Annotated in this window: 25 protein-coding genes, 4 tRNA genes and 2 pseudogenes; 23 read left to right on the top strand and 8 right to left on the bottom strand. The window is 45.6% G+C overall.

All coding sequences use genetic code 11. From position 1 onward, the window contains the following. Positions 1-121 precede the first annotated feature (121 nt). The 3 genes from D1Z90_RS08545 (at position 122) to D1Z90_RS21955 (ending at position 2085) form a co-directional block, all read left to right on the top strand. Complete coding sequence (locus D1Z90_RS08545) at positions 122-898, top strand: ElyC/SanA/YdcF family protein (protein WP_119910337.1); 777 nt, start codon at positions 122-124, stop codon at positions 896-898. Positions 899-1027: 129 nt separating this feature from the next. After that, the gene (gene tpiA, locus D1Z90_RS08540) at positions 1028-1783 is read left to right on the top strand and encodes a triose-phosphate isomerase (RefSeq protein ID WP_119910336.1); all 756 of its coding nucleotides are present in this window, start codon (positions 1028-1030) and stop codon (positions 1781-1783) included. A 170-nt stretch (positions 1784-1953) separates the two neighbouring features. Beyond that, positions 1954-2085 carry a hypothetical protein gene (locus D1Z90_RS21955; protein WP_269777034.1) on the top strand — a complete coding sequence of 44 codons (132 nt, stop codon included), beginning with the start codon at positions 1954-1956 and terminating at the stop codon, positions 2083-2085. Between the two features lie 24 nt (positions 2086-2109). Here the strand turns inward: D1Z90_RS21955 and uvrB are convergent, their stop codons facing one another. After that, positions 2110-4107, bottom strand: a complete 1998-nt coding sequence (gene uvrB, locus D1Z90_RS08535; protein ID WP_119910335.1) for an excinuclease ABC subunit UvrB — start codon at positions 4105-4107, stop codon at positions 2110-2112. A gap of 888 nt (positions 4108-4995) precedes the next feature. On the opposite strand from uvrB, the gene D1Z90_RS08530 reads away from it, so the two are divergent. From D1Z90_RS08530 to D1Z90_RS08465, 14 genes and pseudogenes are all read left to right on the top strand, one after another. Beyond that, a tRNA-Asn gene (locus D1Z90_RS08530) sits at positions 4996-5071 on the top strand. Positions 5072-5100: 29 nt separating this feature from the next. Beyond that, positions 5101-5176: transfer RNA gene (locus D1Z90_RS08525), tRNA-Asn, on the top strand. A 29-nt stretch (positions 5177-5205) separates the two neighbouring features. Beyond that, a tRNA-Asn gene (locus D1Z90_RS08520) sits at positions 5206-5281 on the top strand. 30 nt (positions 5282-5311) lie between these two features. Then, positions 5312-5387, top strand: a tRNA-Asn gene (locus D1Z90_RS08515). A gap of 165 nt (positions 5388-5552) precedes the next feature. Beyond that, on the top strand, positions 5553-7415 hold the full coding sequence (locus tag D1Z90_RS08510; RefSeq protein ID WP_119910334.1) for an EAL domain-containing protein: 1863 nt from the start codon (positions 5553-5555) through the stop codon (positions 7413-7415). A gap of 159 nt (positions 7416-7574) precedes the next feature. Then, positions 7575-8156: an electron transport complex subunit RsxA gene (gene rsxA, locus D1Z90_RS08505; RefSeq protein WP_119910333.1), complete on the top strand. Its 582-nt coding sequence runs from the start codon at positions 7575-7577 to the stop codon at positions 8154-8156. A gap of 14 nt (positions 8157-8170) precedes the next feature. Further along, positions 8171-8734, top strand: coding sequence for an electron transport complex subunit RsxB (gene rsxB, locus D1Z90_RS08500; RefSeq protein ID WP_119910332.1), 564 nt, complete (start codon positions 8171-8173; stop codon positions 8732-8734). Further along, a complete protein-coding gene (rsxC, locus tag D1Z90_RS08495) occupies positions 8731-11460 on the top strand; it encodes an electron transport complex subunit RsxC (protein WP_119910331.1) in 2730 nt (909 codons plus the stop codon). Before rsxB ends, rsxC begins: the two co-directional genes overlap by 4 nt. Continuing rightward, positions 11460-12515 (top strand): electron transport complex subunit RsxD, encoded by a 1056-nt coding sequence (rsxD, locus tag D1Z90_RS08490; protein WP_119910330.1) that lies wholly within the window; start codon positions 11460-11462, stop codon positions 12513-12515. Before rsxC ends, rsxD begins: the two co-directional genes overlap by 1 nt. Beyond that, positions 12512-13141 carry an electron transport complex subunit RsxG gene (gene rsxG / locus D1Z90_RS08485; protein ID WP_119910329.1) on the top strand — a complete coding sequence of 210 codons (630 nt, stop codon included), beginning with the start codon at positions 12512-12514 and terminating at the stop codon, positions 13139-13141. Before rsxD ends, rsxG begins: the two co-directional genes overlap by 4 nt. A gap of 2 nt (positions 13142-13143) precedes the next feature. After that, positions 13144-13845, top strand: a pseudogene (locus tag D1Z90_RS08480) (electron transport complex subunit E); the annotation flags it as partial. 9 nt (positions 13846-13854) lie between these two features. Then, positions 13855-14487 (top strand): endonuclease III, encoded by a 633-nt coding sequence (gene nth / locus D1Z90_RS08475; RefSeq protein ID WP_119910327.1) that lies wholly within the window; start codon positions 13855-13857, stop codon positions 14485-14487. Between the two features lie 16 nt (positions 14488-14503). Beyond that, a complete protein-coding gene (gloA, locus tag D1Z90_RS08470) occupies positions 14504-14911 on the top strand; it encodes a lactoylglutathione lyase (protein WP_119910326.1) in 408 nt (135 codons plus the stop codon). A gap of 231 nt (positions 14912-15142) precedes the next feature. After that, positions 15143-17413: a YgiQ family radical SAM protein gene (locus tag D1Z90_RS08465; RefSeq protein ID WP_119910325.1), complete on the top strand. Its 2271-nt coding sequence runs from the start codon at positions 15143-15145 to the stop codon at positions 17411-17413. A 73-nt stretch (positions 17414-17486) separates the two neighbouring features. On the opposite strand, the gene D1Z90_RS08460 is transcribed toward D1Z90_RS08465, so the two are convergent. The 7 genes from D1Z90_RS08460 to D1Z90_RS08430 all read right to left on the bottom strand — a co-directional run bounded on the left by D1Z90_RS08460 (position 17487) and on the right by D1Z90_RS08430 (position 23459). After that, a complete protein-coding gene (locus D1Z90_RS08460; RefSeq protein ID WP_147378747.1) occupies positions 17487-17975 on the bottom strand; it encodes a hypothetical protein in 489 nt (162 codons plus the stop codon). A 186-nt stretch (positions 17976-18161) separates the two neighbouring features. Beyond that, a complete protein-coding gene (locus D1Z90_RS08455) occupies positions 18162-19799 on the bottom strand; it encodes a mechanosensitive ion channel family protein (RefSeq protein ID WP_147378746.1) in 1638 nt (545 codons plus the stop codon). A 266-nt stretch (positions 19800-20065) separates the two neighbouring features. Continuing rightward, positions 20066-20428 (bottom strand): MmcQ/YjbR family DNA-binding protein, encoded by a 363-nt coding sequence (locus D1Z90_RS08450; RefSeq protein WP_119910322.1) that lies wholly within the window; start codon positions 20426-20428, stop codon positions 20066-20068. 153 nt (positions 20429-20581) lie between these two features. After that, entirely contained in the window at positions 20582-21112 is a 531-nt protein-coding gene (locus D1Z90_RS08445) for a cytochrome b (protein ID WP_119910321.1), read from the bottom strand. Positions 21113-21199: 87 nt separating this feature from the next. Further along, positions 21200-22069: a DUF429 domain-containing protein gene (locus D1Z90_RS08440; RefSeq protein WP_119910320.1), complete on the bottom strand. Its 870-nt coding sequence runs from the start codon at positions 22067-22069 to the stop codon at positions 21200-21202. After that, entirely contained in the window at positions 22069-22971 is a 903-nt protein-coding gene (locus tag D1Z90_RS08435; protein ID WP_119910319.1) for a DUF808 domain-containing protein, read from the bottom strand. Before D1Z90_RS08435 ends, D1Z90_RS08440 begins: the two co-directional genes overlap by 1 nt. 134 nt (positions 22972-23105) lie before the next feature. Continuing rightward, positions 23106-23459 (bottom strand): hypothetical protein, encoded by a 354-nt coding sequence (locus D1Z90_RS08430; RefSeq protein WP_119910318.1) that lies wholly within the window; start codon positions 23457-23459, stop codon positions 23106-23108. A gap of 297 nt (positions 23460-23756) precedes the next feature. Between D1Z90_RS08430 and D1Z90_RS08425 the strand changes: the two genes are divergently transcribed. The 6 genes and pseudogenes from D1Z90_RS08425 to D1Z90_RS08400 all read left to right on the top strand — a co-directional run bounded on the left by D1Z90_RS08425 (position 23757) and on the right by D1Z90_RS08400 (position 26427). Beyond that, positions 23757-24392 (top strand): glutathione S-transferase, encoded by a 636-nt coding sequence (locus D1Z90_RS08425; protein ID WP_119910436.1) that lies wholly within the window; start codon positions 23757-23759, stop codon positions 24390-24392. A gap of 78 nt (positions 24393-24470) precedes the next feature. After that, positions 24471-24686 (top strand): annotated as a pseudogene (locus D1Z90_RS08420) (VF530 family protein); the annotation flags it as partial. Positions 24687-24719: 33 nt separating this feature from the next. After that, positions 24720-25076, top strand: a complete 357-nt coding sequence (locus D1Z90_RS08415) for a glutathione S-transferase N-terminal domain-containing protein (RefSeq protein ID WP_119910316.1) — start codon at positions 24720-24722, stop codon at positions 25074-25076. A gap of 82 nt (positions 25077-25158) precedes the next feature. Next, positions 25159-25551, top strand: a complete 393-nt coding sequence (locus tag D1Z90_RS08410; RefSeq protein WP_119910315.1) for a DUF2750 domain-containing protein — start codon at positions 25159-25161, stop codon at positions 25549-25551. Between the two features lie 20 nt (positions 25552-25571). Beyond that, on the top strand, positions 25572-25928 hold the full coding sequence (locus D1Z90_RS08405) for a YibL family ribosome-associated protein (protein ID WP_119910314.1): 357 nt from the start codon (positions 25572-25574) through the stop codon (positions 25926-25928). 208 nt (positions 25929-26136) lie between these two features. Further along, entirely contained in the window at positions 26137-26427 is a 291-nt protein-coding gene (locus D1Z90_RS08400; RefSeq protein ID WP_198419082.1) for an integrase arm-type DNA-binding domain-containing protein, read from the top strand. Positions 26428-26477: the final 50 nt, after the last annotated feature.

Below are 26477 nucleotides of genomic sequence, written 5' to 3'. Positions count from 1 at the left end.
TTCAGGTCGTTATCGTGCTGCGAATTTTGCAGCGGCCGGATATTCTGGCACAAGCCGGTAACGCTTAAAACTGTTAATATGCCAACTCATTCTCAAATACGATGTTTAAGGACGAGAAATTGTGTTTTTGATTAAAAAATGGCTAGGTAGTTTGTTAATGCCTCTGCCCTTTAGCCTAATTTTACTTGCTATTGCCGGTTATTTTGCCTGGCGTGGGGCCAACAAATTACTCACAGTGATGCTTTATTCATTAGCCTTTGGCTGCTTAATCGCATTCAGTTCTGAGCCTGTTAGCGGCGCGTTAGTTCGCCACCTGGAGCGACAATACCCCAGTTATCACCTGGCTGACCAACCGCGCGACTTCTCACCTGACTATATTATGGTACTGGGAAATTATGGCTTAGCCGATCCACAGCTTGTCATTACCGGCCAGCTGTCTGCTACCGCCTTGGCACGCTTTAGCGAAGCATACCGTTTATTACAACTTTACCCCCACGCGCAGTTGGTCGTGTCTGGCTCTGGCTTTGGCGACACCCAGTCTCATGCTGCGCTAATGGCGCAATTGGCGCAAAGTTTCGCGATAAAGCCGGCTAAGATTACTCGTTTCGATGACAGCAAAGATACTGATGACGAAATACAGCGTTTAAAGCAACTCATCCATCAGCAAGACGCGATTTTGGTTACTTCAGCGATGCATATGCCAAGAGCGATGCATTTAGCAAAACACCATGGTGTAAACCTGGTTCCTGCACCCGCAGATTACAAGCAACGCACCAGTTTAGGCAGTCAGCCCGCCACTCGCTACATTCCTTCTGCCTATTATTTGCAACGTTCAACGTTAGCTATGCATGAATATTTAGGCTTGGCGTGGGCAAAATTACGACAACCAGCCCCTTAAAAAGTGACTTAGATCACATTAGCGGCATTTATGAAAATTTATTACGATAATATTGTTCAAATCGCTGTTTAATGACGTCAGCTATTTTTATAATTTGCTTAATTTTTACAATGATTGGAGATATGAATAATGAGAACACCTCTTGTAATGGGTAACTGGAAGCTAAACGGTACTAAAGAGTCTATCAACGCACTTCTTGAAGGTTTAGCACCAGCAGCTGCAGCCGCTACAGGTGTTGAAGTGGCAGTATGTCCTCCAGCAATTTTCCTTGGCCAAGTTGAAAGCCTAGTAAAAGACGGTGCAATTGAATTTGGCGCACAAAACTGTGACTTAAATACTGCAGGTGCATTCACTGGCGAAACTTCAGCGGTTACTGTTAAAGAGTTTGGCGCTAAATACAGCCTAGTAGGCCACAGTGAGCGTCGTACACTTCACAATGAAACTGACGAAGTAGTTGCGGCTAAATTCAAAGTCATCCAAGAAAACGGTCTTGTACCTGTTCTTTGTATCGGTGAAACGCTAGAAGAGCGTGAAGCTGACAAGACAGCAAGCGTTGTTGAAACTCAGCTAAAAGCTGTTATCGACGCACACGGTGTTGCATCTTTATCTAACTCTGTCATCGCATATGAGCCAGTATGGGCAATCGGTACAGGTAAAGTAGCTTCTAAAGAGCAAGCACAAGAAGTTCACGCTCACATCCGTCAATGGCTAGCAGCACAAGACGCAGAAGTTGCGCAAAAAGTACAAATCCTTTACGGTGGTAGCGTAGGCGCTGCAACAGCTGCAGACTTGTTTGCTCAAGCAGACATCGACGGCGGCCTTGTAGGCGGTGCTTCACTTAAAGTTGAAGATTTCTCTGCTATTATTGCTGCAGCTAAAGCTTAATCGCTGTTAGCTCTGCATATGAAAAGACGCCCCTTGGCGTCTTTTTTTGTCTCATATTTCTATATATCACCGCAAAGCCTGGCTTCCCCTTTGCTATAGGGGTTATCACCAATATCTTCCCCCTTTAAAACTGGTCATAATCTAACCTCCTATTTGCAGAGGAACAGACTATGGCAGACCAATTGATCCAAGCTTTTAAGCAACGTCAAAACGCCGTAAACCTAAAGTCCATGACGATGCAAGAGTTCAGTTTACTGCTTGCCGAGTTAAAGACAAAACGCTTACAAGGGACTGCAAATTAAGCGAGGTTTTGGTAATCATCTGCGCTAACTCACAGCAATCAATTGTTGTTGTAAGTTAGCGACTTCATCTCTGATCTTCGCTGCTTGTTCAAACTCCAAGTTTTTAGCATGAGCGAACATGGCATTTTCAAGTTCACTGATTTGCTGCAAAATGGCTTTCGGGTCGCGCAGTTTATACGCCGCTTTATCTTCTGCTACCTTCGCCACTTTAGACTTACCAGTGCCTAAAGCCATAATGTCGGGTATAGCTTTGTTTAGCTTGGTTGGGGTGATACCGTTGTCTTTATTGAATTGTGCTTGTATGTCACGACGGCGCGATGTTTCATCCATCGCTTTTTTCATGGATTTGGTGATCGAGTCGGCATATAAAATGGCTTTTCCTTTGATGTTTCGCGCAGCGCGGCCTATCGTCTGGATCAAAGATCGCTCCGATCGCAGAAAACCTTCTTTATCGGCGTCTAGGATAGCAACCAAAGAGACCTCTGGCATGTCTAAGCCTTCACGCAGTAAGTTGATGCCTACCAGCACGTCAAACTCACCTAAACGCAAATCTCGAATGATTTCAACGCGCTCAACCGTGTCGATATCGGAATGTAAATACCTGACCTTTATGCCGTGTTCAGCCAAGTACTCGGTCAAGTCTTCCGCCATACGTTTGGTTAACGTGGTAACCAGTACACGTTCATTGATGGCGCTACGTTGGCGCGCTTCAGACAATAGATCATCTACCTGGGTGCCAACCGGTCGCACTTCTATCTCTGGATCTAACAAACCCGTTGGCCTAATGACCTGCTCTACAAACTCGTCATTGGTTTGTTCTAGCTCATAATTTCCCGGAGTCGCAGAAACATATATAGTTTGCGGTGCGATCCGCTCAAACTCATCAAATTTGAGCGGTCGGTTGTCCAATGCAGACGGTAAACGAAAGCCATATTCAACCAATGTTTCTTTACGAGAGCGGTCACCTTTATACATGGCACCAACTTGCGGCACGGTAACGTGACTTTCATCAATCACCATTAACCCGTCTGCTGGTAAATAATCCAGCAGTGTTGGCGGCGCTTCACCTGGCATGCGCCCAGACAAATAACGTGAATAGTTTTCAATTCCAGAGCAATAGCCTAATTCTTGCATCATCTCAATATCATATTGAGTACGTTGGCTGATCCTTTGCTCTTCAATCAATTTATTGGCCGTTAGTAACTGCTGCTTACGCTCTACTAACTCTTGCTTAATATTATCAATCGCTGTGAGGATGGTTTCTCGTGGCGTGACGTAATGCGTTTTTGGGTAAACTGTGATCCTCGGCACGGAGTCGACACTTTGGCCGGTCAGTGGATCAAATAAACTTAAGCGCTCTACTTCATCATCAAACAGCTCGATTCTTACCGCATGCTTGTCCGATTCAGCTGGAAAAATGTCAATCACTTCTCCCCTCACTCGAAATGTGCCGCGCGCAAAGTCCATATCATTCCGGGTGTATTGGATTTCTGCTAAGCGACGCAATACATCACGTTGCGAGATGGTATCACCCACCGTCAAATGCAGCATCATGCTAAGGTAAGATTGCGGATCGCCCAGACCATAGATGGCGGACACAGACGCCACAATCACTACGTCTCTTCGTTCCATCAGAGCCTTAGTAGCAGACAGACGCATTTGCTCTATGTGATCATTGACCGAGGCATCTTTATCAATAAAGGTGTCGGTACTCGGCACGTAAGCTTCTGGTTGGTAGTAGTCGTAATAAGAAACAAAGTATTCAACAGCATTATTGGGAAAAAACTCTTTCATTTCACCATAAAGTTGCGCCGCTAACGTTTTGTTGGGCGCTAGCACTATAGTAGGTCTATTAACGGTAGCGATAATATTCGCGATAGAGAATGTTTTACCCGAGCCAGTGACTCCAAGTAGCACCTGATGTGCCAAACCATCTTCTAAGCCTTCTAACAGCTGCGCAATCGCACCGGGTTGATCACCACTGGGTTTAAATTGGCTGACGAGTTGAAAGGGTTTGGCCATTTTGTCACCTATAGATAAGTCGAATTGTCATCAATAATAAAGATCGTTTTTACGAGTTAACAGTAAAATCTGGCTTGTTATACTTTAAACATATATAGCATGCGACTTTTAAGCATTCTAACTGTCACAAAAAAGCCATAAATAGCAACTTAATTGTGCGTGACTCGAAATACGATGTGTAAAGGCGTGCATTTCAAGCTGACAAAAAACTCAACAGTTCAAAGCCAAGACATAAACCGATAAGCAAGCCTGACAGGGGGCGCTTTTGGTTAAAAATCACCCTGTACATTTATTGTTCATCCACATAACTTTTATGCCTAGCAAGATTTAACTCACAGCAATTTTGTCAAGGGGCAATAACGAAAAAAATTTACTCATATTTTTTGACTCCAGCCAATTGACTTTTGTAACTTACTGATAAATATAGATATAATAAAATATTAAAAATTTCACTCAATTGTCGCAAAGTCATGCATCACGGGGCATAGCGGCATTTAGTCGCTGCCATTCCACACACTTATCCACAAAAATAGTGGATAACTTTTTCAAACCGCGTGGATACTGGGCCCTAAGGGCATGTGCATAACTACCCCGCCGTTAAACCTTATTTACAAATATCAAATAAATGTGATTTCAGGCCAGTTTTTATCATTTTGCTAATCAGGAGTTTTGCTGCCATTTAAAAAACACACAAAAACACCGGTTTTCTAAAATTTCGCCTTCAAACGCTCAAAATATCATGTTTACTGAGTAAAACAGCGCCTGACAGTCAATCTCTGAGCAACTTGATCATAATTTCAGCAAACAAACCATTGAGAGCATTTTTATCTGCAATTGGTATTGACAGCTAAGTGTCAGGGTCTTAACATTCGCCTCGTTGAATGTAGTTCCTCTTTAGCTCAGTTGGTAGAGCGACGGACTGTTAATCCGCAGGTCGCTGGTTCAAATCCAGCAAGAGGAGCCAACTCAACAAATAAGACTATAAAATATGATTCCTCTTTAGCTCAGTTGGTAGAGCGACGGACTGTTAATCCGCAGGTCGCTGGTTCAAATCCAGCAAGAGGAGCCAACTCAACAAATAAGACTATAAAATATGATTCCTCTTTAGCTCAGTTGGTAGAGCGACGGACTGTTAATCCGCAGGTCGCTGGTTCAAATCCAGCAAGAGGAGCCAAATTTTACACGCATACTATAAAAATATGATTCCTCCTTAGCTCAGTTGGTAGAGCGACGGACTGTTAATCCGCAGGTCGCTGGTTCAAATCCAGCAGGAGGAGCCAATTTCATCATGTTGTATCTCTCTCAAAGACATTTATCTGTCTAACAATTTTTAAACAAAAATTTAAAACTCATTGCTAATCCATATCTGATGGATAACAATCGTGTTAGACTAAAAATACATCGGGTCAGGGATGAATCTGCCTCAATAGAGCTTGGATGCCATTATGAAAGAGTATAAAAATAGTCTGATCATCACGAATGTGGTTATGCTGTTAGCTGCAATTGCTGTCATCATTGCTGTTAAACTGCACTTTTCCCCCATTATTGCCGATATCAATAACAATCTTAAGGATGAGATTCGTTTAACTATCGCCAGCAGTGGACTCAGCCAAATCACGGTTGACAATATCGCCAGGCAACAGCAATTAGTTGCTTTGCAAGTTTCTGATAACGCTACCAACGCCGCTTTTGTTGCCAATGCAAGCGCTAGCCTTAGCCCGGCATTTCAATTGTTGTTTCCAGAAGCCACAACGAAGCAAGCCGTTAACTCTAGCGACTACACATTTAACTTTACCAGCAGTTTTAGTAACATTTCTGCAAACATCACCGCCCTTTTGTGGCAACTTGTGGTCTTGCTCGGCGTGTCTGCGTTGATCATTAATTGGGCCATTTTCCGCTTATTGAAGAACCTCGAGAAACGTTTAATCGCAGAAGTCAGCAGCGATACCCCGCAAACCAGCACCTTTACTCAAGTCACTGAGCAATTGCTGGAACAACGCCAACGTTTCCACCAAGAAATTCAACAGCAACATCAAAAAATACAGTTACTGGTAAAACAAGTCAGCATGGACAACCTCACAGGTTTGACCAATCGCCATGGCTTTAGAAAAGATTTGACTGATATTTTGTCAAACGAAGGCGAAAACAAAACCGCCATCTTGGCGTTGGTAAGAGCGTCTGAGCTAAATAAAATTAACCAACACAGCGGTTATCAGCAAGGCGACGCTTATTTGTCTGACATCAGCCGCATCTTGATTCAAGTTGCGAAACGATTTGCAGAAACACAATGTTATCGAATTTCCGGTTCCGATTTCGCCATCCTAGCCCCATCTATGTCGGTGAGTGATGCGCAAAAATTAGCGAAACACCTTAAGCACCTGTTTGATGAGTACCAGTCGTTAAACAACTACGATACCGTTGCTTATACCGGTTTATCATCGGTCTCTTCTGGCCAGCTGCCTGAGCAAGTGTTATCCCGGGCAGACATCGCCCTGTCGAAGGCGCAAACAGAATCGGTCAATGCTTGGGCATTTGAGCAAAATGACAATCAAGACCAAAACCTCGGGCAACTCCACTGGAAAAAGGTCATAGAGTCTATCATCGACAATCGCGCGGTGATGCTGCTGAACCAGCCTATTCAAGCAATCCACCGCAACATGAAAGGCTACCAAGAAATATTCACCCGCTTTGTGGGTCAAAATAATGCCATGATCCCAACGGACACCGTATTTGCCATGGCACAACGTTTAGACTTGATTGTGAAACTTGAGCAGGTCATTTTAGAAACCATGATCAGTCAATGTCGCCACAAAACGGACGGCAATGCGCGCTGGGGGGTAAACGTTTCTGCCACTTCACTGCAAAATAGCGCTTTCATAGTTTGGTTAGAACGATTATTGCTGCGTGAGCCTAACATCGCAGCAGCCCTAGTATTTGAGTTCGATGAAGATGTATTAGATCGCAATTTGGTGGCCAGTAAGCGCGTTTTTGACATGCTTAAACGTACCGGCAGTCGCAGTGCTATCTGTAAGTTTGGTAAAGGCATAGGCTCGTTCAGGCTATTTAAAGAACTCAAGCCTGATTTTGTTAAAGTAGATGCCAGCCTCATCAGTAACATTGAGCGTGACAGTGCGAACCAGCAGTTTTTGCGCATGATCGTCGACGTCGCCCATCGCATGGGTTGCCAAGTAATTGCAGAAGGCGTTGAACACCTAGAGCAAAAACAATTACTTGAAAACATGTACGTCGATGGCTTGCAGGGCTTTTTAATTTCGCGCCCGACTCCCCTTGCCAAGGTTAACGCCTGATCCATCAGTAATTTATGCTCAATTAGCCCCAGCCATGCTGGGGCTTTTGTTTACAATTACAGCAGCTAAATGGCCCCGCGTTAAATTCCTCATTTAATGACTTATTTCAGCCTGTAAAACTTGCTAATATAGGATTAAATCTGGAATACATTATTTCTAATGAGCGACTACCTTCTTTTACTTATTGGTACGGTACTGGTTAATAACTTTGTACTGGTTAAGTTTCTTGGCTTATGCCCTTTCATGGGGGTGTCGAGCAAGATAAGCACTGCCGTCGGCATGTCATTTGCGACCACTTTTGTTCTCACGTTAACCGCAGCGGTGTCGTATTTGGTCAATCAGTACGTATTGCAACCGCTGGGCATTGAATACCTGCGCACGTTAAGTTTTATCTTAGTGATTGCTGTTGTGGTGCAATTCACTGAAATGGTTGTACACAAAACCAGCCCAACCTTATATCGCTTGTTAGGTATTTTCCTGCCCCTTATTACCACCAACTGTGCCGTATTGGGTTTAGCGCTGTTAAATGTGAACGAGCGCCATAATTTTGTTGAGTCTTTGGTGTATGGCTTTGGCGCTGCAGTGGGGTTTTCACTGGTGTTGGTACTGTTCTCGGCCATGCGCGAGCGCTTAGCCGCTGCAGATGTGCCCTTACCTTTTCGAGGCGCTGCGATAGCCATGGTAACCGCAGGTTTAATGTCCCTTGCTTTTATGGGCTTTACCGGCCTAGTCAACATTTAATCGGAAGTATATAAATGGACATAGGTTACGCCATCATCGCTATTGGTATCATTGCCGTTATATCCGGTGTGATCTTGGGTTTTGCCGCCATTCGCTTCAAAGTGAAGTCAGACCCTATCGTCGAACAAATCGACGCGATTTTACCACAAACTCAATGTGGCCAATGTGGTTACCCAGGTTGTAAGCCCTACGCGAATGCGATTGCCGGCGGCGACGAAATAAATAAATGCCCGCCCGGAGGTGAAGCCGTCATAGCTAAACTCGCCGATCTGATGGGCGTAGAAGCGACCGCGTTAGAAGGAGAAGAAAAACCAAAAGCCGTGGCTTTTGTTCACGAAGCTGAATGCATCGGTTGCACCAAATGTATTCAAGCTTGCCCAGTAGACGCCATACTGGGTGCAACGCGTCAAATGCACACCATCATTGCTGACGAATGTACCGGCTGTGAATTGTGCGTCGATCCCTGTCCCACAGACTGTATTGAGATGATCCCGATTGCCGCCAATACCAAAACTTGGCAATGGCAGTTAAATGCTATTGAAGTCAAAAACATTAATCCGCAGGTACAAGGCGAATGAAAGAGCTGTTAAACCGAATTCGCAGTGGCAAGTTATGGCGATACGCTGGCGGCGTTTTCCCTGCAGAGCGCAAGCATTACTCTAATAAAACGGCAATCGGCCAAGCAATCATCCCAGAGCAATTGGTCATACCTGTCAGTCAGCACCTTGGCGAGTCTGCTGATATTTTGGTAAAAGTGGGTGACCTTGTTCAAAAAGGTCAACCGCTAACGGCTTGCAATAATTTTCGGGCTTTACCCGTGCACGCCAGTAGCTCTGGCACGGTCTCGGCGATTGAGCTGAGGCCAAGCTGCCATGCGTCGGGCATTTTTGAACAAGCCATCGTCATTAACACCGATGGCTTAGATACATGGCAACCGCGCTCACCCCGAGATGACATCAGCAGCTTGGATAAGCATCAACTAATAGACATAGTGCATCAGGCTGGCATTGCCGGTAAAGGCGGCGCCGGTTTTCCCGCTCATCTTAAGTTATCGGGTAAAGCCGATATCGAAGTGCTCATCATTAACGGTATTGAGTGTGAGCCGTATATCACATCAGACGACGTGTTAATGCGTGAGTATGCGCAAGAGCTTTTTCAGGGCATTGAAGTCCTTGAGAAAATCACTCAGTGTGGTCAAACAATTATCGCCGTTGAGCATAACAAACCAGAAGCCGCTAAGGCACTCGAAGCTTTTGCTACTGACACTCGACAAGTTAAAGTGGTACCGACCAAGTACCCTACCGGCGGTGAAAAACAATTAATTGAAGTGCTAACCGGCATGCAAGTACCAGCAAATGGCTATGCCATTGACATGGGTATATTAATGCACAATGTCGGTACCACATTAGCGATTAAGCGCGCCGTGTTTGACGATGAGCCGCTTATTTCGCGTATTGTCACCCTGACAGGGCAAGCCATGCTTCACCCTGGCAACCGCCACGTACTACTGGGCACACCGGTTGCATTTATGTTACAGCAACATCAATTCAAGCCCACATCGCAACCTCGGGTGATTATAGGTGGCCCGATGATGGGTTTTACCTTACCCAATTTTAATGCTCCGGTTATCAAAACAACCAACTGTATTTTAGCGCCAACAGAAGCAGAACTGCCCCTGTTCGGTAAAGAACGAGCGTGTATTCGTTGCGGTGAATGTGCCGAAGCTTGCCCAGTTGACTTATTACCACAACAACTATACTGGTATGCCAAGTCGCAAGACCATGAAAAGCTAGAAGAATATAATTTATTTGACTGTATTGAGTGTGGCGCCTGTGCATACGTATGCCCAAGTGAGATCCCTCTGGTCCAATATTATCGTGTTGGCAAAGCGGAAATTAAAACCCAGACCGTTGAAGCCGATAAAGCCGAAGTAGCGCGAAAACGGCATGAGGCAAGAGCCGAACGCCTCGAGCGAGATAAACAAGAGCGAGAAGCAAAACACAAAGCCGCGGCAGAAAAGCGCAAAGCTCAGTTACAACAAAAGTCCGACAATACAGCAGCCGATACGCAAAAGGATGCGGTGGCTGAAGCATTGGCAAGAGCAAAACAAAATAAGGCAAGCGATGATGACTCCCTCGATCCTGCCGCAGCGAGAAAACTACGTAAAGAACAAGCGCGGGCAGCAAAAGCGGCAAAACAAGCATTGGAGAATGAGCAGAGCCAATCAGAAGCTGTAAAAGAAGATAAGGCCATCAGTCCTGTTGCTGCAGCCATTGCCCGAGCGAAAGCGAAAAAAGCAAACAACAAGGCAGAAGACGAGGATAATGGGAAGACTGCGGCTAAAACATCCCAAAACCCCGCTGTTGCGGCGGCTATTGCTCGTGCTAAAGCCAAAAAAGCTCAAGCCAATGATTCTGAAACTCAACACGAGAGTGATGTTGCAGATACAGAACAAGATGAAACTGCTAAGACTCACGAGTCAAAAGCCAGTAAGAATACTGCTGTAGCCGCTGCCATTGCCCGAGCTAAAGCCAAAAAAGCCCAAGCTAATAATGCTCAAGCTCAAGCTGAAGCTGAAGCACAACAGGAGAGTGATGTTGCAGATACAGAACAAAATGAAACCGCTAAGACTCCAGAGTCAAAAGCCAGTAAGAATCCTGCTGTAGCCGCTGCCATTGCCCGAGCTAAAGCCAAAAAAGCCCAAGCTAATAATGCTCAAGCTGAAGCACAACAGGAGAGTGATTTTGCAGATACAGAACAAGATGAAACTGCTAAGACTCACGAGTCAAAAGCCAGTAAGAATCCTGCTGTAGCCGCTGCCATTGCCCGAGCTAAAGCCAAAAAAGCCCAAGCTAATAATGCTCAAGCTGAAGCACAACAGGAGAGTGATGTTGCAGATACAGAACAAAATGAAACCGCTAAGACTCCAGAGTCAAAAGCCAGTAAGAATCCTGCTGTAGCCGCTGCCATTGCCCGAGCTAAAGCCAAAAAAGCCCAAGCAAAAGGGGCAGAAACACAACACGAAAGTGATGCTGTAGATAAAGCGGAAAATGAAACCGCTAAGGCGCAAGAGTCAAAAGCCAGTAACAACCCCGCTGTTGCAGCTGCCATTGCCAAAGCAAAGGCTAAAAAGGCGCTGCAACAAGCCGTAAAGGACAAGGCTGTTGATGACTCTGGCCACAAGGATAAGACAATGGCTGTCGTCAAAGAAGACGTCAGACCAAAACCTAAAAGCGCAGCCGTAGCGGCGGCCATTGCCAAAGCAAAAGCCAAAAAAGCTCAACAACAGGAAAACGATCACTAATGCGACCTATCATAGCTTCATCACCTTTTGCTCGGCGCACATTCAGCACCTCTCAGCTAATGGCCTTGGTGATCGCATGTTTGATTCCCGGCATGATAGTGCAATGGTACGTCTATGGTTGGGGCAATATCATACAGGTTTTACTGGCTAGCATCGTGGCACTCGCCACAGAAGCCGCAGTGATGCGCGTTCGCCGCAAACCCATTCGCTTTACTCTTAAAGATAATTCAGCTTTGTTAACCGCGGTTTTAATAGGCATAAGCTTACCGCCCTTAACACCTTGGTGGATCACCGCAATTGGTGTGGTGTTTGCCATTCTAGTGGCAAAACAACTGTATGGAGGCTTAGGCCAGAATATTTTTAACCCGGCCATGGTGGCTTATGTTCTATTGCTGATTTCTTTTCCGGTACAAATGACGAGCTGGCTGCCGCCGACGCAATTTCTTAACTTAGAATTAGGCTTACTCGACAGTTTGAACACCATTTTTACCGGATACTCTCTTGACGGCTACAGCGTCAATCAAATTCGCAGTACGGTAGATGGCGTCACCATGGCAACGCCTTTAGACACCCTCAAAACCGACCTTAGTCAAGGTCTAACCAGCAGTGAGAGCATGACTAAGCCGGTATTCGGGGCATTTGCTGGTGTCGGCTCTGAATGGATAAATTTAGCCTTTCTTGTGGGAGGGCTCATTTTGGTGAAAAAACGCGCCTTGGCTTGGCACATTCCTGCCAGTTTTTTAGGCACCTTGTTTATCATTTCCAGCATTTTTTATTTGGTCAGCCCTGATGGCGTCGCCTCGCCCATGATTCACTTGTTTTCTGGAGCCAGTATTTTTGCGGCTTTTTTTATCCTGACGGATCCCGTGACAGCTTCTACCACAGTGAAGGGCCGTATAATTTTCGGCGCTTTAATTGCTATATTAACTTACTGTATTCGCACTTGGGGTGGCTACCCAGACGCGGTAGCATTTGCCGTATTATTGGCAAATATGACGGTGCCTTTGATTGATTATTATACTCAGCCGCACCCATATGGCAGGAAACCGCAATGATAAAGTCTATGAGTAAACACGGCGCTACTTTGGGGGTATTTGCCATTGCCTGCACTGCGATTGTGGCAATAGTTGCCGCGCTCACAGCGCCAATCATTGCCAAGCAAGAAGCCAAAAAGCTGCTCAGCACCATGGAGCAATTATTGCCCAGTGACAGCTATGATAACGATTTATTCAATTCTTGTTTTCTTTCACAAGACACCCATTTATTAGGCTCGGAACTAGCACAAAAAACTTGGATTGCAACGCGCGAAGGCCAACCTGTCGGCCTCGCCATTGAAACCGTTGCCCCAGATGGTTATAGCGGTAATATCTTATTATTGGTAGCGCTGCATTATGACGGCAGTATTGCGGGAGTGCGGGTGCTTAACCACAAAGAAACCCCGGGATTGGGGGATAAAATTGACCTGCACAAGTCTGATTGGATCACCCGGTTCAATGGCTTAATGGTAGACAATGAAAAAGACCCACGCTGGGCAGTTAAAAAAGACGGGGGCGATTTTGACGCCTTCACTGGGGCAACCATCACACCAAGGGCCGTGGTCAAAGCGGTTAAACGCGCGGTGCTTTATTATCAACAGCACCAAGCAACCCTGTATCAACAAGCTGCGAATTGTGAGAGTTAATCATGAGTGAAACAGAATTAAACCCAGCCGTTGATGAACAAGACACACCTTCACAACCCGAGCATAAAGCTGGATTATCCGAGCAGTCAAAAGACATTATTTGGCAAGGATTGTGGAAAAACAACCCTGGTCTGGTGCAGTTGCTGGGGCTTTGTCCCTTGCTTGCCGTTTCAAATACCTTTATCAATGCGCTGGGCTTGGCCATTGCCACCACCTTGGTACTTTTACTTTCTAACATCACAGTCTCTAAAATTCGCCAATGGGTGCCAAATGAAATTCGCATTCCCATCTTTGTAATGATCATTGCGGCCTTGGTAACAGCGATTGAGCTACTGATGCACGCCTTTACCTATGAGCTGTATTTAAGCTTGGGCATTTTCATCCCTTTGATTGTGACAAATTGCGCCATCATTGGCCGAGCAGAAGCTTTTGCCAGTAAAAACCCGCCCAAGTTAGCGGCATTAGATGGCTTAATGATGGGCATTGGCTTTAGCTTGGTGTTGATTGTACTTGGCGCTATTCGTGAGATTTTAGGTAACGGCACCTTATTTCACGGCGCTAACAACTTGTTTGGAGATTGGATCGGAGACATCACCATCCACATTTTTACCACAGACACCAGTTTCTTATTTGCTATTTTACCCCCCGGAGCGTTTGTCATTATGGGCTTTTTAATCGCCCTTAAAAATGTCATCGACCATCGAGGCTAAATCATGAATAATCAAAAGCGAAAAGAAATCCTGACACGATTGCGGGATGATAACCCTGAGCCAACCACTGAGCTCAATTTCTCAAACCCATTTGAATTATTGGTTGCTGTTACCCTGTCAGCCCAAGCAACAGATGTCAGTGTCAACAAAGCCACAGACAAGTTATTCCCTGTCGCGAATACTCCCCAAGCCATTTACGACCTTGGCGTCGATGGACTAAAGCAATACATTAAAACCATTGGCTTGTATAACTCGAAAGCTGAAAATGTCATTAAAGCGTGCCGCATGTTACTAGACTTACACGGTGGCGAAGTGCCAGAAAGTCGTGAAGCATTAGAAGCACTGCCGGGGGTCGGCAGAAAAACAGCCAATGTGGTACTCAACACAGCTTTTGGCTGGCCCACCATCGCCGTTGACACCCATATATTTCGAGTCAGTAACCGTACCAAGTTTGCCATGGGAAAAAATGTCGACCTGGTTGAGCAAAAACTGCTCAAGGTGGTCCCAGCAGAATTTAAAGTGGATGTGCACCACTGGTTGATATTACTCGGCCGCTATATTTGTGTCGCAAGAAAACCGAAATGTAACGCCTGTATCATTGAAGACTTGTGCGAATTTAAAGAAAAAACATCATAACAACAAAGGAATTAACATGCGTTTATTACACACAATGTTAAGAGTGGGCAATTTAGAGCGTTCGATTAAGTTTTACACCGAAGTGCTTGGCATGAAGCTATTACGCCAATCGGAAAACCAAGAATACAAATATACCTTGGCATTTCTTGGTTACGGTGATGAAACAGATACAACAGTGCTAGAGCTGACATACAATTGGGGCACTGAGTCTTATGACTTAGGCAACGCTTATGGTCATATTGCGATTGAAGCAGAAGATATTTATGCGACCTGTGAAGCGATTCGTGCGGCCGGCGGTAACATTACACGCGAGCCAGGCCCGGTAAAAGGCGGTAAAACCGTGATAGCGTTCGTACGCGATCCTGACGGTTATGCTATTGAACTTATCAATAAAAAAGATACAGGCACAGGTTTAGGCAATTAACGGCTAACGGAGAAAGCCCTGCGCTTTCTCCTTTTTCATTTTATCTCCCACAACAATTGCTTTAGCATTAACTTAACCCTCTGTTAATTAATTGCTTTTGTTTCCATAACACTTTCTTCAATCTTCTCTGTGCACCGTGTTGATATGGACACGCAAAATTTCCTCTGCCGCGAGCATTACAAAAACGGTTGGGATCGGTATAATCGCGCCACTGATTTTAGAGGCGTTATCATGTACCCAGCAATTAAGAAAATTTACGACTACAAAAAGTATTGGGCAGAATGTTTTGGTCCAGCACCTTTTTTGCCCACCAGTCGCAAAGAAATGAAAAAACTTGGCTGGGACAGCTGTGACATCATCTTGGTCACAGGTGACGCTTATGTTGATCACCCCAGCTTTGGCATGGCGGTTATCGGCCGATTGTTAGAAAGCCAAGGCTTTCGTGTGGGCATTATTGCCCAGCCGGCATGGCAAGATAAAACGGCTTTTACTGAGCTTGGTGAGCCTAATCTGTTTTTTGGCATCACTGCCGGTAACATGGACTCCATGATCAACCGTTACACCTCTGATCGTAAACTACGACACGACGACGCCTACACCCCGAATAACGAAGGCGGTAAGCGGCCTGATCGCGCGGTACTGGTTTATTCCCAGCGTTGTCGCGAGGCCTACAAATCTGTGCCTATCGTATTGGGTGGCATTGAAGCCAGTTTACGCCGCATTGCGCATTACGATTACTGGTCAGATAAAATTCGTCGCTCCGTACTTGCCGACGCCAAAGCAGACATTCTATTGTTTGGTAACGCCGAACGCGCGTTAGTTGACGTAGCCCATGGCTTTGCGGAAGGCAAAACCATCGAAGACATGCAGCATATTCGCGGCACTGCTGTGCTGCGTAAGACATTACCGGATCACTTTAAAGTAGTGGACTCTTCACGCATCGATAAACCAGGTAAAGCCATGGTGATGCAAAACCCTTATCAAGAAACGTCCGCTTGTGCTACCGAGAAAAAGGCCGAGCCCGCTAAAGTGGTGCGCATGCAAACCTCTCGCCATGACGCTAATAACACGGCAGTGCGTTTGCCTTCATTTGAAAAACTGAAAAACGATCGCATCCTATACGCTCATGCCAGCCGTGTAATGCACTTAGAAACCAACCCGTATTCTGGCCGAGCCCTGGTACAAAAGCACGCAGACAGAGAGTTATGGGTTAACCAAGCGCCTATTCCACTCACCACAGAAGAAATGGACTACGTGTTTGGACTGCCATACGCTCGGGTACCTCACCCTCGTTATGGCAAAGCAAAAATTCCGGCGTACGACATGATCAAAACCTCGGTAAACATCATGCGAGGTTGTTTTGGCGGCTGCAGTTTTTGCAGTATCACCGAGCACGAGGGACGGATCATTCAAAACCGGTCTAAACAGTCTATTTTGGATGAAATGGCCGATATTCGCGATAAAGTACCCGGCTTTACCGGTACGATTTCAGACTTGGGGGGACCAACGGCCAACATGTATCGCTTAGGTTGCTCCGATCCTAAAGCTGAAATTAACTGTCGTCGCCCTTCATGCGTATTCCCTAAAATCTGTGAGAAGCTCAATACTGACCATAAACACACGGTAGACCTTTACCGAAGCGCGCGTAAAGTAAAAGGCATTAAAAAAGTCATGATTGCTTCGGGCGTACGTTACGACCTGGCCATTGAGTCACCTGAATACGTCAAAGAGTTGGTGACCCATCACGTTGGAGGCTATTTAAAAATTGCCCCAGAGCATACAGAAAAAGACACCCTAGATCAGATGATGAAACCTGGCATGGGCGCGTATGATAAATTCAAAGAAATGTTTGAAAAATTCTCTGCCATGGCGGGTAAAAAGCAGTATTTGATTCCTTACTTTATCGCTGCACACCCAGGCTGTACCGACGAAGACATGTTAAACCTGGCCGCCTGGCTGAAATCTAACGATTTTCAGTGCGACCAAGTACAAAACTTTTACCCTTCGCCCATGTGTAATGCCACGGCCATGTATCACGCCGAAACAAGCCCATTGACCCGGGTGAAGTACAAAAAGCGCAAAGAACTGTTTGTGGCAAAAGGCGATAAACAGCGCAGGCTGCATAAAGCATTTTTGCGTTATCACGATCCCGCAAACTGGCCGTTACTGCGAGAAGCCCTTACTGATATGGGCAAAGCCCATTTAATCGGAGATAAACCCCATTGTATAGTACCTTCTGCAGACGACGAGCGCGCCATGAACATGCGCGGTACACGTCGACAGTCTGGGCGCCATGGCACCAAGCGCTTTGCCACCAAACACCCTAACCAACCCGATATTCGTAAAGGCGGCACAGCAAAAGCAGGCGCTAAGGGTAAGCACAAGCCAAGCAGTAATCAAAAAGCCGGCGCAAAAGCAGCCTCGCCTTACCAAAAACCTTACGGTAGTAAGGGTAAACCTAAGGCCAAAGGCAAGCCAAAATCGACTCGCCAAGGCCGTTGATAAAGTGATTAACTGAAAAAGCCAGCGAGAGCTGGCTTTTTATTATCGCTTTGTTTAACTTCGCGTTTTAGTTTCAAGCCTTGCTTTGCACCAAACCACGCCGCCACGTTAATAGCAACCAAGGCAACATGACTAATACAGTGGTCACCATGTCTAAAAACGTGTGATAGTGCATCAGCTTCATCAAAACCATATATGCAACTAGGCTCCCCACCGTCAGCCATCTCCACGCGGTATGTAAACGCCGGGGCAAAGGCCATGCTGGCAGCATACAGACAATAATACACACTAAGGCGACAGCAATGGCGGTGTGTGTACTGTAATCAGCGCCAAAACTTGGCCAGATAGACAACGCTTCATCAAGTAACATAAAAACATAAGCGCCGGCACAAGCAAGCACACTCAGTAAAGTGCAGCGCCAAGAGGCGGATTGCCGATATTGCTTAATAAGGAGCGTGATACAACCGGCAATGAGCAAAGGGGTATACACGTCGGCTAATACTGCGCCAATTTGTTCCATTGAATTTACCAAATAGTTCATTAAATCATAAATATACCGCATTAAGGTCACCGCTAGATCACAACGCCTTTGGGGCTGAATCTTCACGGCCTCTAAGCGGTGCCTTATTTAGGCTGTTTTTAGGCATCCCCTTAGGCTAAATACACCTCATCAACTTTGTAACCCTCGCTACATTGATTGCTTTGTAAGTTAAAGAGTTGCGGCGTGATTCATAACAACGAGGCGTTATCACTTTCCTTGCCGGGGTCTCACCGAATAACTGTCGACGATGTTACCGGAAATACCGGCGTCATCAAATCGGCGCTTCACCCCTTCAGATACTTGCCACTTGGCTTCGTCAATTAAGTCAGAGGCGATCCAAAAGCGCGCAATATATTTCACTTCTGACTCACCTAACTCATAAATACGCACCTGTGAGCCTTTGTCTTGCAAGATGATTGTATTAGTGCTCACCTCTTCCTTAATGGCTGTCAACACGGCTTGTGAGTCAGCGCTAAATGGCACTTTAAACAATACGTCTAGTCGCACTTGCGGCTGCGAGGTTATGTTATGAATGGTGTCTTTCCAAATTTTATTGTTTGGCACGGTAAGATGATGATTAGCCGAAGTGAACACTGTGGTACTCACTAAATTCATCTTGCTCACCCTGCCCTCTAAACCTGAGACGCGGATCTTGTCACCCACGTCAAACGGCCGGTAAATAAGGATCATTAAACCTGAAGCAAAATTAGACAGGGTTTCTTGCAGCGCAAAGCCAATAATAAAACCTAAAATGCCTAAGCCCGCCAATATTGGGCCAATTTGAATCCCTAAGTTACTTAAGGCAAACAGAAATCCAATAAACACGATAACTCGCAGCGTCATTGACTCAATAAACTTTTTGGCCAGCTGCGACATGTTAGGCTGAGCGCGGCGAAACAAGCCGCGTACCGCTTTTCTGGCGATCACTGCCGCAACATACGCCAACAATAAAATGCCAAAAAACGTCACCGAATTACTGATAATAGTGGGCGCTTGATGTTTAAACCATTTTTTTACCCCATGCCACCATTCGGTAATAAGGTGAGACACCACCCGCTCGTCTAACATGTCTGCGCTGAGGCTTTTCTTGGCTTGTATGATGGTTTTTTTATACAAGGCAGTAGCTATGTCTTCGTTTGACAGCATTTCCACGACACGCTGTAACCGCTTAGCGTAATCCTGAATTTCCAGATTTTTTAACGCAATATCGGCAATCAATTTCTTACCCGTTGCAGATTCACTGCGCACCACAGACAAGCTTTTTTCAAGCTTGAGTAGCTTGTCTTCATTAATACCGATTAAGCCAGCTAAAATGTCTGCTTGTTGCAACAGCAGGCCTTGTGCCTTGGCCATATCCCCGCTCACGTTTTGCCCAAAGGCGCCAAGACGTTTGCTGTTATTATACAAAGCCAAATAGCCTTGCTCTTGGTGCTGGCGCAGCAAATAAAGTTGCCATTGTAACTGCTCTAAACGAGTCTTTGCTGGCGCTTGATTTGAATTAAACAAGCGTTTTTTGCCTTCGCTTATCTGTTTTTCCAGAGAATTGGCGGCCAATAAGTCTTGCGCGATGCCCGCTTTTACCCCCTCACTGGCGCTGTTAAGTTTGCTGATAACCAAAGGGCTTAACGCCCTAAGCTCTTGTGCTTGCTTGGGTTGCAATAAATAGTCTGCCCACTGCCACAACAGTAAATGGTAGGCTTGCTGCGTCAGCGCTAAGTGTTTATTCAATGCTTTAGCCGCGTAGCCAGTTTGCCCCGGTTGTTCACTGCGAATTTGCACCATCAGGCGCTCGTATTCCGCCAGTTCACCTTGCACTTGCTCCGAATGAGGTGTCGTTGCAGCCATGCTAGAGCTTACAAAAAAGGCACAAAAGCAAATAATGGCCAACACATGGGCGTAAAAGCGGGCAAAAGATAACGATGAGCTCAAGGTAAAAGTCTCTTTAAATTGAATACGTTAAATAAGTTTAGAACAAAATAACAAACAATCTGAGTGAGGTGTTAACGTTTTATCGAGGTGTTTTATTTAAGAGTTTTAGCGCAGCGTGTCATCGCCTTGTTTGCTTTTTCTTTTAGCACTGAACTGGCTCGTCTAAACACGGCTACAGCAAATTATTCAGGCAATAAACCGAGGGATTTTTGTAACTTTTTGCTCAATCCTGCTGAGACAAGACGGTGCGACTGCGTCAAATAATAGCGCAACGACTCGTCATCAGGTTGCGCACGATATTGCTGGATCCATTTCATGCCGCGGCTGGCCATGTAAGGCGCAGGGCGATAACCGGGTTCATCACTTAAAATATTAAAGTTAAGCTCTGACGCTTTAAAGACAAAAGCAGGCTGGTTGTCTTTCTCCCAACCACCAATGGCAAACACCTTTGTGCCTACCTTCCAAACATGAGCATTGCCCCATTGCACTACGTATGTGGTTGCCGGCAAATGACGACAAAAATCATTGAACTCTTGGTATGTCATATCAGTATTGGCTAAGATGCTTGATGGCTTATCCCTACATTATTGATGATAATGATAAAAATATTCAAGCCCAGCGTAGAGCTATAAAAACCAGCCTTAAGCCTAGTGCGTCAAAGAAGCCCATTTATCTGCCAATAGGCCTCCTACTTGCTTTTATACTTTCTTACCCAGCATTCGACTGACGGTGCCGTCTTTATCTATCCATTGATGCTTGAGCGCGCCGACAATATGCAATACCAATGCGACGATGATGATATCTGCGGCGATGCCATGCACGCTATGACTGATACTGCCCAGCCACTCAATTTTATCGCCTGCCGCAACAATTTCATAGCCAAACACCTCCACCGCACGGCCTCCTCCAATGCTCATCAAAACGCCTGAAATAGGCATCAGTAACGTGCCCAGTAGTAATAAATGATGAATGCTCTTAGCAAGTATTTCTTGATAACGGGGCAGCGGTGAGATGCTATTAACAGGCCCTTCAAACATGCGCCAACTTAAACGCACAATGGCAATTAATAGCACGATAAAGCCAACGGATTTATGGATGCCATAAAGCTCAAACTTGTCCGGACTTTTGGGTAAGTCGACCATATATAAGCCCAAGCCTAATACGCCAATAAATAACAAGGCGGTTAGCCAGTGCAATAACACAGTTTGCTTAGAAAGTGACGCGGCCATGATTGTTTCCCTGTAATTAACCTTGTAAATAGTATGGCTAATATCAGCGGGTTACACCATAGTCGGCAATGTAAATCAGTGTAATGCTTAAAGCGGATGCGGCGGCGACTGTCGCTCCATGGCGATAAAGTAAATTTGCCGCGCTAAGCCTTTATCATCTCGCAGTGGATAAGCTTGTGGCTCATTATCTTTAGCCGCCTTAGAGCTTGGGAAAGTAGACCAATACGCAGGCAAACTTGCACTGAGCATCAGTACAAAAGCATCCACTATGTCGTCTTTTAGCACGTCTTTGCGTTTGGTATTGGCCAAAATGTTCGCCATTAGCGCACGGCTATCAAACGGTCGTAACAACTTGTTACGCTGCGCTAACCCCAAGGCCGATTTCTTGTTATGACTTAAAGCTTGCCCCTGTGAAAGACCGGCAAAACACAGCTCTGGATGAGACTCTCGCACTTGGGGTATAAGTTGCGGATGGCCTTGCAATAACCGGTCGAGTTCGGCGATTTTATGGCAAATATACCAAGTTTGTTTAGACAACCTTTTGCCTGTTGCCGCTTGGTTAATGTCACACGCACTCAAGTAATCTTTGGCGTACACAGCTTGGCGACATGGCACAGGAAATATACTGCCACTGCGCGCAGGTGATAGCGCTTGGCGAGCTTGCCTATCACACGCTCGGTATTGCTCGTCTGGCAAGACCAGGCCCACCGGCATATCAATAAAGATGGCGGCCTTGGCCGGTATGCGGCGCACCAAATCGTCTAGCGTGGCCGTAACAAAATAGTGTAAATGCCCCTTGTTATTAATCACCGCAAGCCAACCGGCTTTGCACCCGTCTATACCCACCGCAACGTCTTTAAAACGTAGAAATTCAGCGATGAGCTGTGCCATAAGTTCTTGCTCTTGATTCACCGCGTTATCACTGAAGCTTGGTTTGTCATCATTAATGCGCCCCATTAAATGCGCTTTTTAATGTATGACGCCAGAGTCACCACAATCAGTACAATAGCGCCTGCGCAAAAACCCACTAGCCCATTGAATAGACTTGGTAACAGTGCTTGCACCATGGTAGAAGCAGGAAAATAGTTCATTATTGCCACCAAATAATGATGCAACGCATCAATACTGTGCACGACGATACCGCCGCCCACTAAAAACATGGCGATGGTACCCACAACGGCAAGTACTTTCATCAAATATGGCGCAGCCTCTACCAATAGCCTTCCCATTTTCGCCCGCATACTGCCATTTTCATAATGTTCGACTAAATACAATCCGGCGTCGTCTAATTTTACAATGCCAGCCACTAAGCCGTACACACCTACGGTCATCACAATCGCAATCAAAGCAACCACCAGAAATTGCGTGATAAGATCTTGGTTTTGCACCGTTCCAAGAGCGATTACGATAATTTCAGCCGAGAGTATAAAGTCGGTACGAATGGCCCCGGCAATTTTCTTTTGTTCAAAGGCAACAACGTCTTCCAATTCAAGCTCAGGCTTCGTTGACTGGTCGTCTGAGTGATGAAAGAACGTGTGAAAAATTTTCTCACAACCCTCAAAACACAGGAATAAACCGCCGAGTAACAGCATAGTAGTGATCAACCAAGGAGCAACCGCGCTGATAAGCAGTGCTGCAGGCACTAAAATCAATTTATTACGAAATGACCCCTTTGCCACCGCCCACACGACAGGGATTTCACGCTCGGCCCGCACGCCAGAAACCTGCTGAGCATTGAGGGCTAAATCATCGCCCAAAACACCTGCGGTTTTACGAGCAGCCATTTTACTCATCACCGCCACGTCATCTAACACGGTGGCAATATCATCCAATAGCGCTAATAAACTGACCCCGGCCACAGCGGCTCCTTAGCGAAGAGTTATCATCAATAGGCTACAACTGCAGCCTGCTCTGCTTGAAGATATGCCGATGTCTATTTTTTATCAAGCTCGAACACTCTCGTGAACGACATTAACACGCGCCGGCTATAACATTATCGGCGATGAGACACTTTATGCTTACGCTTGTGCTTTTTTAGCTTGCGCTTGAATTTGCGCTTTTGATGATGCTTTCCCTTATGATTTACATGGTGAACCACCTTATGCCGACGAGGCCCGCGGCGGCGATAATCATCGTCATCATCTGCGGCGTTACTAATGATGGCGCCAAGCACCGCGCCGCCGATTAAGGCCCCCGCAATTTCCCCTTTGCGATTGTCATCATAGTGCTGACTGTGCGTGTGACCCTGTTGCTGGGTATGATTATGTCCGGTGTCAGCATGGTGCGCAGTAGCCGGCACACTGGCAAGCGCCATTAACATCGTCAGGGTAATTGCGATTCGTTTCATATTGCGCCTCATAGGAGTGATTAACGGGGTTGATGCGCACAATATAAACCATGACGTCCAAACAAACTTACCAAAATGCGCCATAGCAATAAATAGGTCAACGTTATGTCTTTACTGCATCAAATAACTCCAAAATAAACGGGTTGATTTAACACACTCAGCACGTTTGGCGTTAACCCTTCACCGCAACGCATAAGCCGAGCTTACGCACCCCTAAATAGCTGCTTGGCACCGTCTTCAAGGTTGAATTCGTCACGCCAGTCAAGTATGGTCTGCGCAAAAATTGTTGAGGTTAATATGACTCCGGTACTTTATTCATTTCGTCGCTGCCCTTATGCCATGCGCGCACGCTTGGCCATTGCTTACGCCAACACGCCAGTGGCCTTAAGAGAAATAGTGCTAAAAGCAAAACCTGAGCATATGCTGCAAATTTCACCCAAAGGCACGGTGCCAGTGCTACAAATTGCAGAACAACAAGTGATTGAAGAAAGCCTTGCCATTATGTTTTGGGCTTTACGCCAACAAGATAAAGACCAATGGCTCGGTTTTGATAGCGCGCAAATGCGCATGTTGATTACTGAAAACGACGGCGACTTTAAGCAGGCTTTAGATAAATACAAATACCACGATCGCTTTCCTGAGCAAACGCAAGCAGAATATCGTCAACAAGGTGAACGCTTTGTGGCCAAATTAGAGCAACGCCTTAGCCAAAATAGCTACTTAATGGGCCCAAGAGTAAGCTTGGCAGACATGGCCATTTTGCCGTTTATTCGCCAATTTGCGCATGTAAATTGGCCGTGGTTTGAACAAAGCCCCTATCCCCATGTAAAAGCGTGGTTAAATCAGTTCAAAGAGTCTGATTTATTTAAGAGCATCATGGTAAAATATCCTACTTGGTTGGAAAGCCAGCAACACGTGGAATTTCCGGCATAAACAGCCAAACATTAACTGGCATTATGGGCTTATGCTACTCAGTTAAGCGTTGAGCCCTTCACGACCACTAGGATCACTATGACCCAAGCCAACAACCCTCTGCACGGCATCACTCTTGAGAAAATGGTTACAGAACTTCAACAGCATTATGGCTGGGAAGAATTAGGCTCGCGCATCAATATTCGCTGTTTCACCCATGATCCGAGTATCAAGTCTAGCCTTAAATTTCTGCGCCGTACCCCTTGGGCGCGAACAAAAGTAGAAGCCTTATATCTGGATATGATTGAGCGCCCTTGGTAAGATGCGCGCGAACATAAGGAAGTCGATATGAAAATTATTCGCTGGCTATTGGGCCGATTAATCTTAGCTGGAAATTTTGTCTTTAGCCCAAAGGGGGTGAAGCGTGATCCGGCATTGCAAGATCAAATTGATCAGCAAACGCAAAACCTCAGCTTGTATCAATACGAAGCCTGTCCATTTTGCGTTAAAGTGCGTCGTAGCATGAAACGCTTAAGCCTCAATGTGGCGTTAAAAGACGCCAAAACCGCACCACACCAACAAGATTTGGTGAACGGTGGCGGAGCCCTTAAGGTACCTTGTTTGCGCATTGAAAAAGACGGCAAAACCACCTGGATGTACGAATCTTCAGATATCGTTAGCTACCTTGAGCAAGAATACAGTTAATTACATTTTTAAACAGGCAGTTAACCTTGCCTCTGCTAAGGTTGTAAATATTTTAACGCCTTAGCCGTCATTAGGAGCCATCATGGCATTAGACTCAGAGCAAATTGCCAAAGTAAACGGCATGAATCCAGAACAAAGAATGCAATACCTTTTTAAGCAATGTGTTGCAGAACAAGCTGTATGGATATTGACCGACGAACACGGCTGCGTGATGCTCAATACCGACGACGAAGACTGTGTACCGGTGTGGCCTGACCAAGCTTTTGCCGAGCAATGGGCAACCGGTGACTGGCAAGACTGTAAAGCAAAAAGCATAGCCCTAGAAAAGTGGTTACAGAAATGGACCCCAGGGTTACTGGACGACGAACTTGCGGTGGTCATATTTCCGCAACCAGGCGAAGACGGCTTAGTCATAGATCCCGAAGAGCTGGATTTTGAGCTCAACCAACAATTAAAGAAACAACGCCGCCGCTAAGCCCGCGTTAAGGAATCACCATGAGCCACAATAAAGAAATACAAAAGCTGAACAACCGCCTAGACAAATGCCGTCATAAGCTTAACGCCGCAATTGAGCGCGAAGACACGCCTATTATTCGCCAGTTCAAACTTGAAATTGAACAAATAAATAAAAAGCTGAAAGGCCTTAAAGGCAAGCAGCAATTTGAAGTTGGCAAACAAGGCAGCGCAGTACTTAAATTGCCATTTAACCGTGTATTAACCAAAGCCGAACAAGCAGACATGGGTAAACTCAAAAAGTCAGTAAAGGGTTTAGTTGTCGTTCACCCAATGACTAAACTGGGCAAAGAGCTTGGAGTAAAAGAAATTACCGGTTACGCACCTAAAGCGTTTTAAGCTCTGAGTTTAAACGCGGGTTCAACTCCCGCCAGCTCCACCAATCCAATGAATTAAGACGTCCCAGGACGTCTTTTTTTATATCTGCAATAACGAAAAATCAATAACTTATCGTCATTTAACATCCCATAGTATCCCACCGTATCTTTGACTTTTAGTAACCACTGTAGTAACCATAGATTATGGATACTAACTAATGGTTACTACGATGCCTAGAATCACGAAACCTCTAACAGCAACAGAAGTTAAAAACGCAAAGCCTAAAGAAAAGGAATATCGTCTTTCAGATGGGCAAGGGCTACAACTACGTGTACTTCCAAGTGGTTCTAAACAATGGCAGCTTAACTATTACCGTCCAACAAATGGAAAACGAGCGAATTTCAATTTAGGCCGATTCCCAGATGTTAATCTTGCACAAGCAAGAAAAAGTTCATTATTAACAAAAGAGCTGATCGCACAAGGTATAGCAGGGCGCGAGCATACTTTGGTTAATTTATAGCCCAAAGAAGACTTGCGCTCTATAATCATCGCACCAACCAGCTTTTTTAA

Origin of the sequence: Motilimonas pumila (assembly GCF_003596335.1) — a bacterium.
GTDB classification, from domain to species: domain Bacteria; phylum Pseudomonadota; class Gammaproteobacteria; order Enterobacterales; family CBDFNC01; genus Motilimonas; species Motilimonas pumila.
Note: the sequence above shows the minus strand (reverse complement) of the source record. Positions and strands in the feature narration are given on the sequence as shown.

What these genes read in the sequence shown, in the direction of transcription:
- D1Z90_RS21955 (WP_269777034.1), top strand. Translation starts at nt 1,954, where the DNA reads ATGGCAGACCAATTGATCCAAGCTTTTAAGCAACGTCAAAACGCCGTA.
- D1Z90_RS08460 (WP_147378747.1), bottom strand. Translation starts at nt 17,975, where the DNA reads ATGCGGTATATTTATGATTTAATGAACTATTTGGTAAATTCAATGGAA.
- D1Z90_RS08445 (WP_119910321.1), bottom strand. Translation starts at nt 21,112, where the DNA reads ATGGCCGCGTCACTTTCTAAGCAAACTGTGTTATTGCACTGGCTAACC.
- D1Z90_RS08455 (WP_147378746.1), bottom strand. Translation starts at nt 19,799, where the DNA reads ATGGCTGCAACGACACCTCATTCGGAGCAAGTGCAAGGTGAACTGGCG.
- D1Z90_RS08450 (WP_119910322.1), bottom strand. Translation starts at nt 20,428, where the DNA reads ATGACATACCAAGAGTTCAATGATTTTTGTCGTCATTTGCCGGCAACC.
- rsxA (WP_119910333.1), top strand. Translation starts at nt 7,575, where the DNA reads ATGAGCGACTACCTTCTTTTACTTATTGGTACGGTACTGGTTAATAAC.
- rsxD (WP_119910330.1), top strand. Translation starts at nt 11,460, where the DNA reads ATGCGACCTATCATAGCTTCATCACCTTTTGCTCGGCGCACATTCAGC.
- tpiA (WP_119910336.1), top strand. Translation starts at nt 1,028, where the DNA reads ATGAGAACACCTCTTGTAATGGGTAACTGGAAGCTAAACGGTACTAAA.
- nth (WP_119910327.1), top strand. Translation starts at nt 13,855, where the DNA reads ATGAATAATCAAAAGCGAAAAGAAATCCTGACACGATTGCGGGATGAT.
- D1Z90_RS08430 (WP_119910318.1), bottom strand. Translation starts at nt 23,459, where the DNA reads ATGAAACGAATCGCAATTACCCTGACGATGTTAATGGCGCTTGCCAGT.
- D1Z90_RS08425 (WP_119910436.1), top strand. Translation starts at nt 23,757, where the DNA reads ATGACTCCGGTACTTTATTCATTTCGTCGCTGCCCTTATGCCATGCGC.
- D1Z90_RS08410 (WP_119910315.1), top strand. Translation starts at nt 25,159, where the DNA reads ATGGCATTAGACTCAGAGCAAATTGCCAAAGTAAACGGCATGAATCCA.
- D1Z90_RS08405 (WP_119910314.1), top strand. Translation starts at nt 25,572, where the DNA reads ATGAGCCACAATAAAGAAATACAAAAGCTGAACAACCGCCTAGACAAA.
- rsxC (WP_119910331.1), top strand. Translation starts at nt 8,731, where the DNA reads ATGAAAGAGCTGTTAAACCGAATTCGCAGTGGCAAGTTATGGCGATAC.
- rsxB (WP_119910332.1), top strand. Translation starts at nt 8,171, where the DNA reads ATGGACATAGGTTACGCCATCATCGCTATTGGTATCATTGCCGTTATA.
- D1Z90_RS08415 (WP_119910316.1), top strand. Translation starts at nt 24,720, where the DNA reads ATGAAAATTATTCGCTGGCTATTGGGCCGATTAATCTTAGCTGGAAAT.
- D1Z90_RS08465 (WP_119910325.1), top strand. Translation starts at nt 15,143, where the DNA reads ATGTACCCAGCAATTAAGAAAATTTACGACTACAAAAAGTATTGGGCA.
- rsxG (WP_119910329.1), top strand. Translation starts at nt 12,512, where the DNA reads ATGATAAAGTCTATGAGTAAACACGGCGCTACTTTGGGGGTATTTGCC.
- uvrB (WP_119910335.1), bottom strand. Translation starts at nt 4,107, where the DNA reads ATGGCCAAACCCTTTCAACTCGTCAGCCAATTTAAACCCAGTGGTGAT.
- D1Z90_RS08400 (WP_198419082.1), top strand. Translation starts at nt 26,137, where the DNA reads ATGCCTAGAATCACGAAACCTCTAACAGCAACAGAAGTTAAAAACGCA.
- gloA (WP_119910326.1), top strand. Translation starts at nt 14,504, where the DNA reads ATGCGTTTATTACACACAATGTTAAGAGTGGGCAATTTAGAGCGTTCG.
- D1Z90_RS08440 (WP_119910320.1), bottom strand. Translation starts at nt 22,069, where the DNA reads ATGGGGCGCATTAATGATGACAAACCAAGCTTCAGTGATAACGCGGTG.
- D1Z90_RS08510 (WP_119910334.1), top strand. Translation starts at nt 5,553, where the DNA reads ATGAAAGAGTATAAAAATAGTCTGATCATCACGAATGTGGTTATGCTG.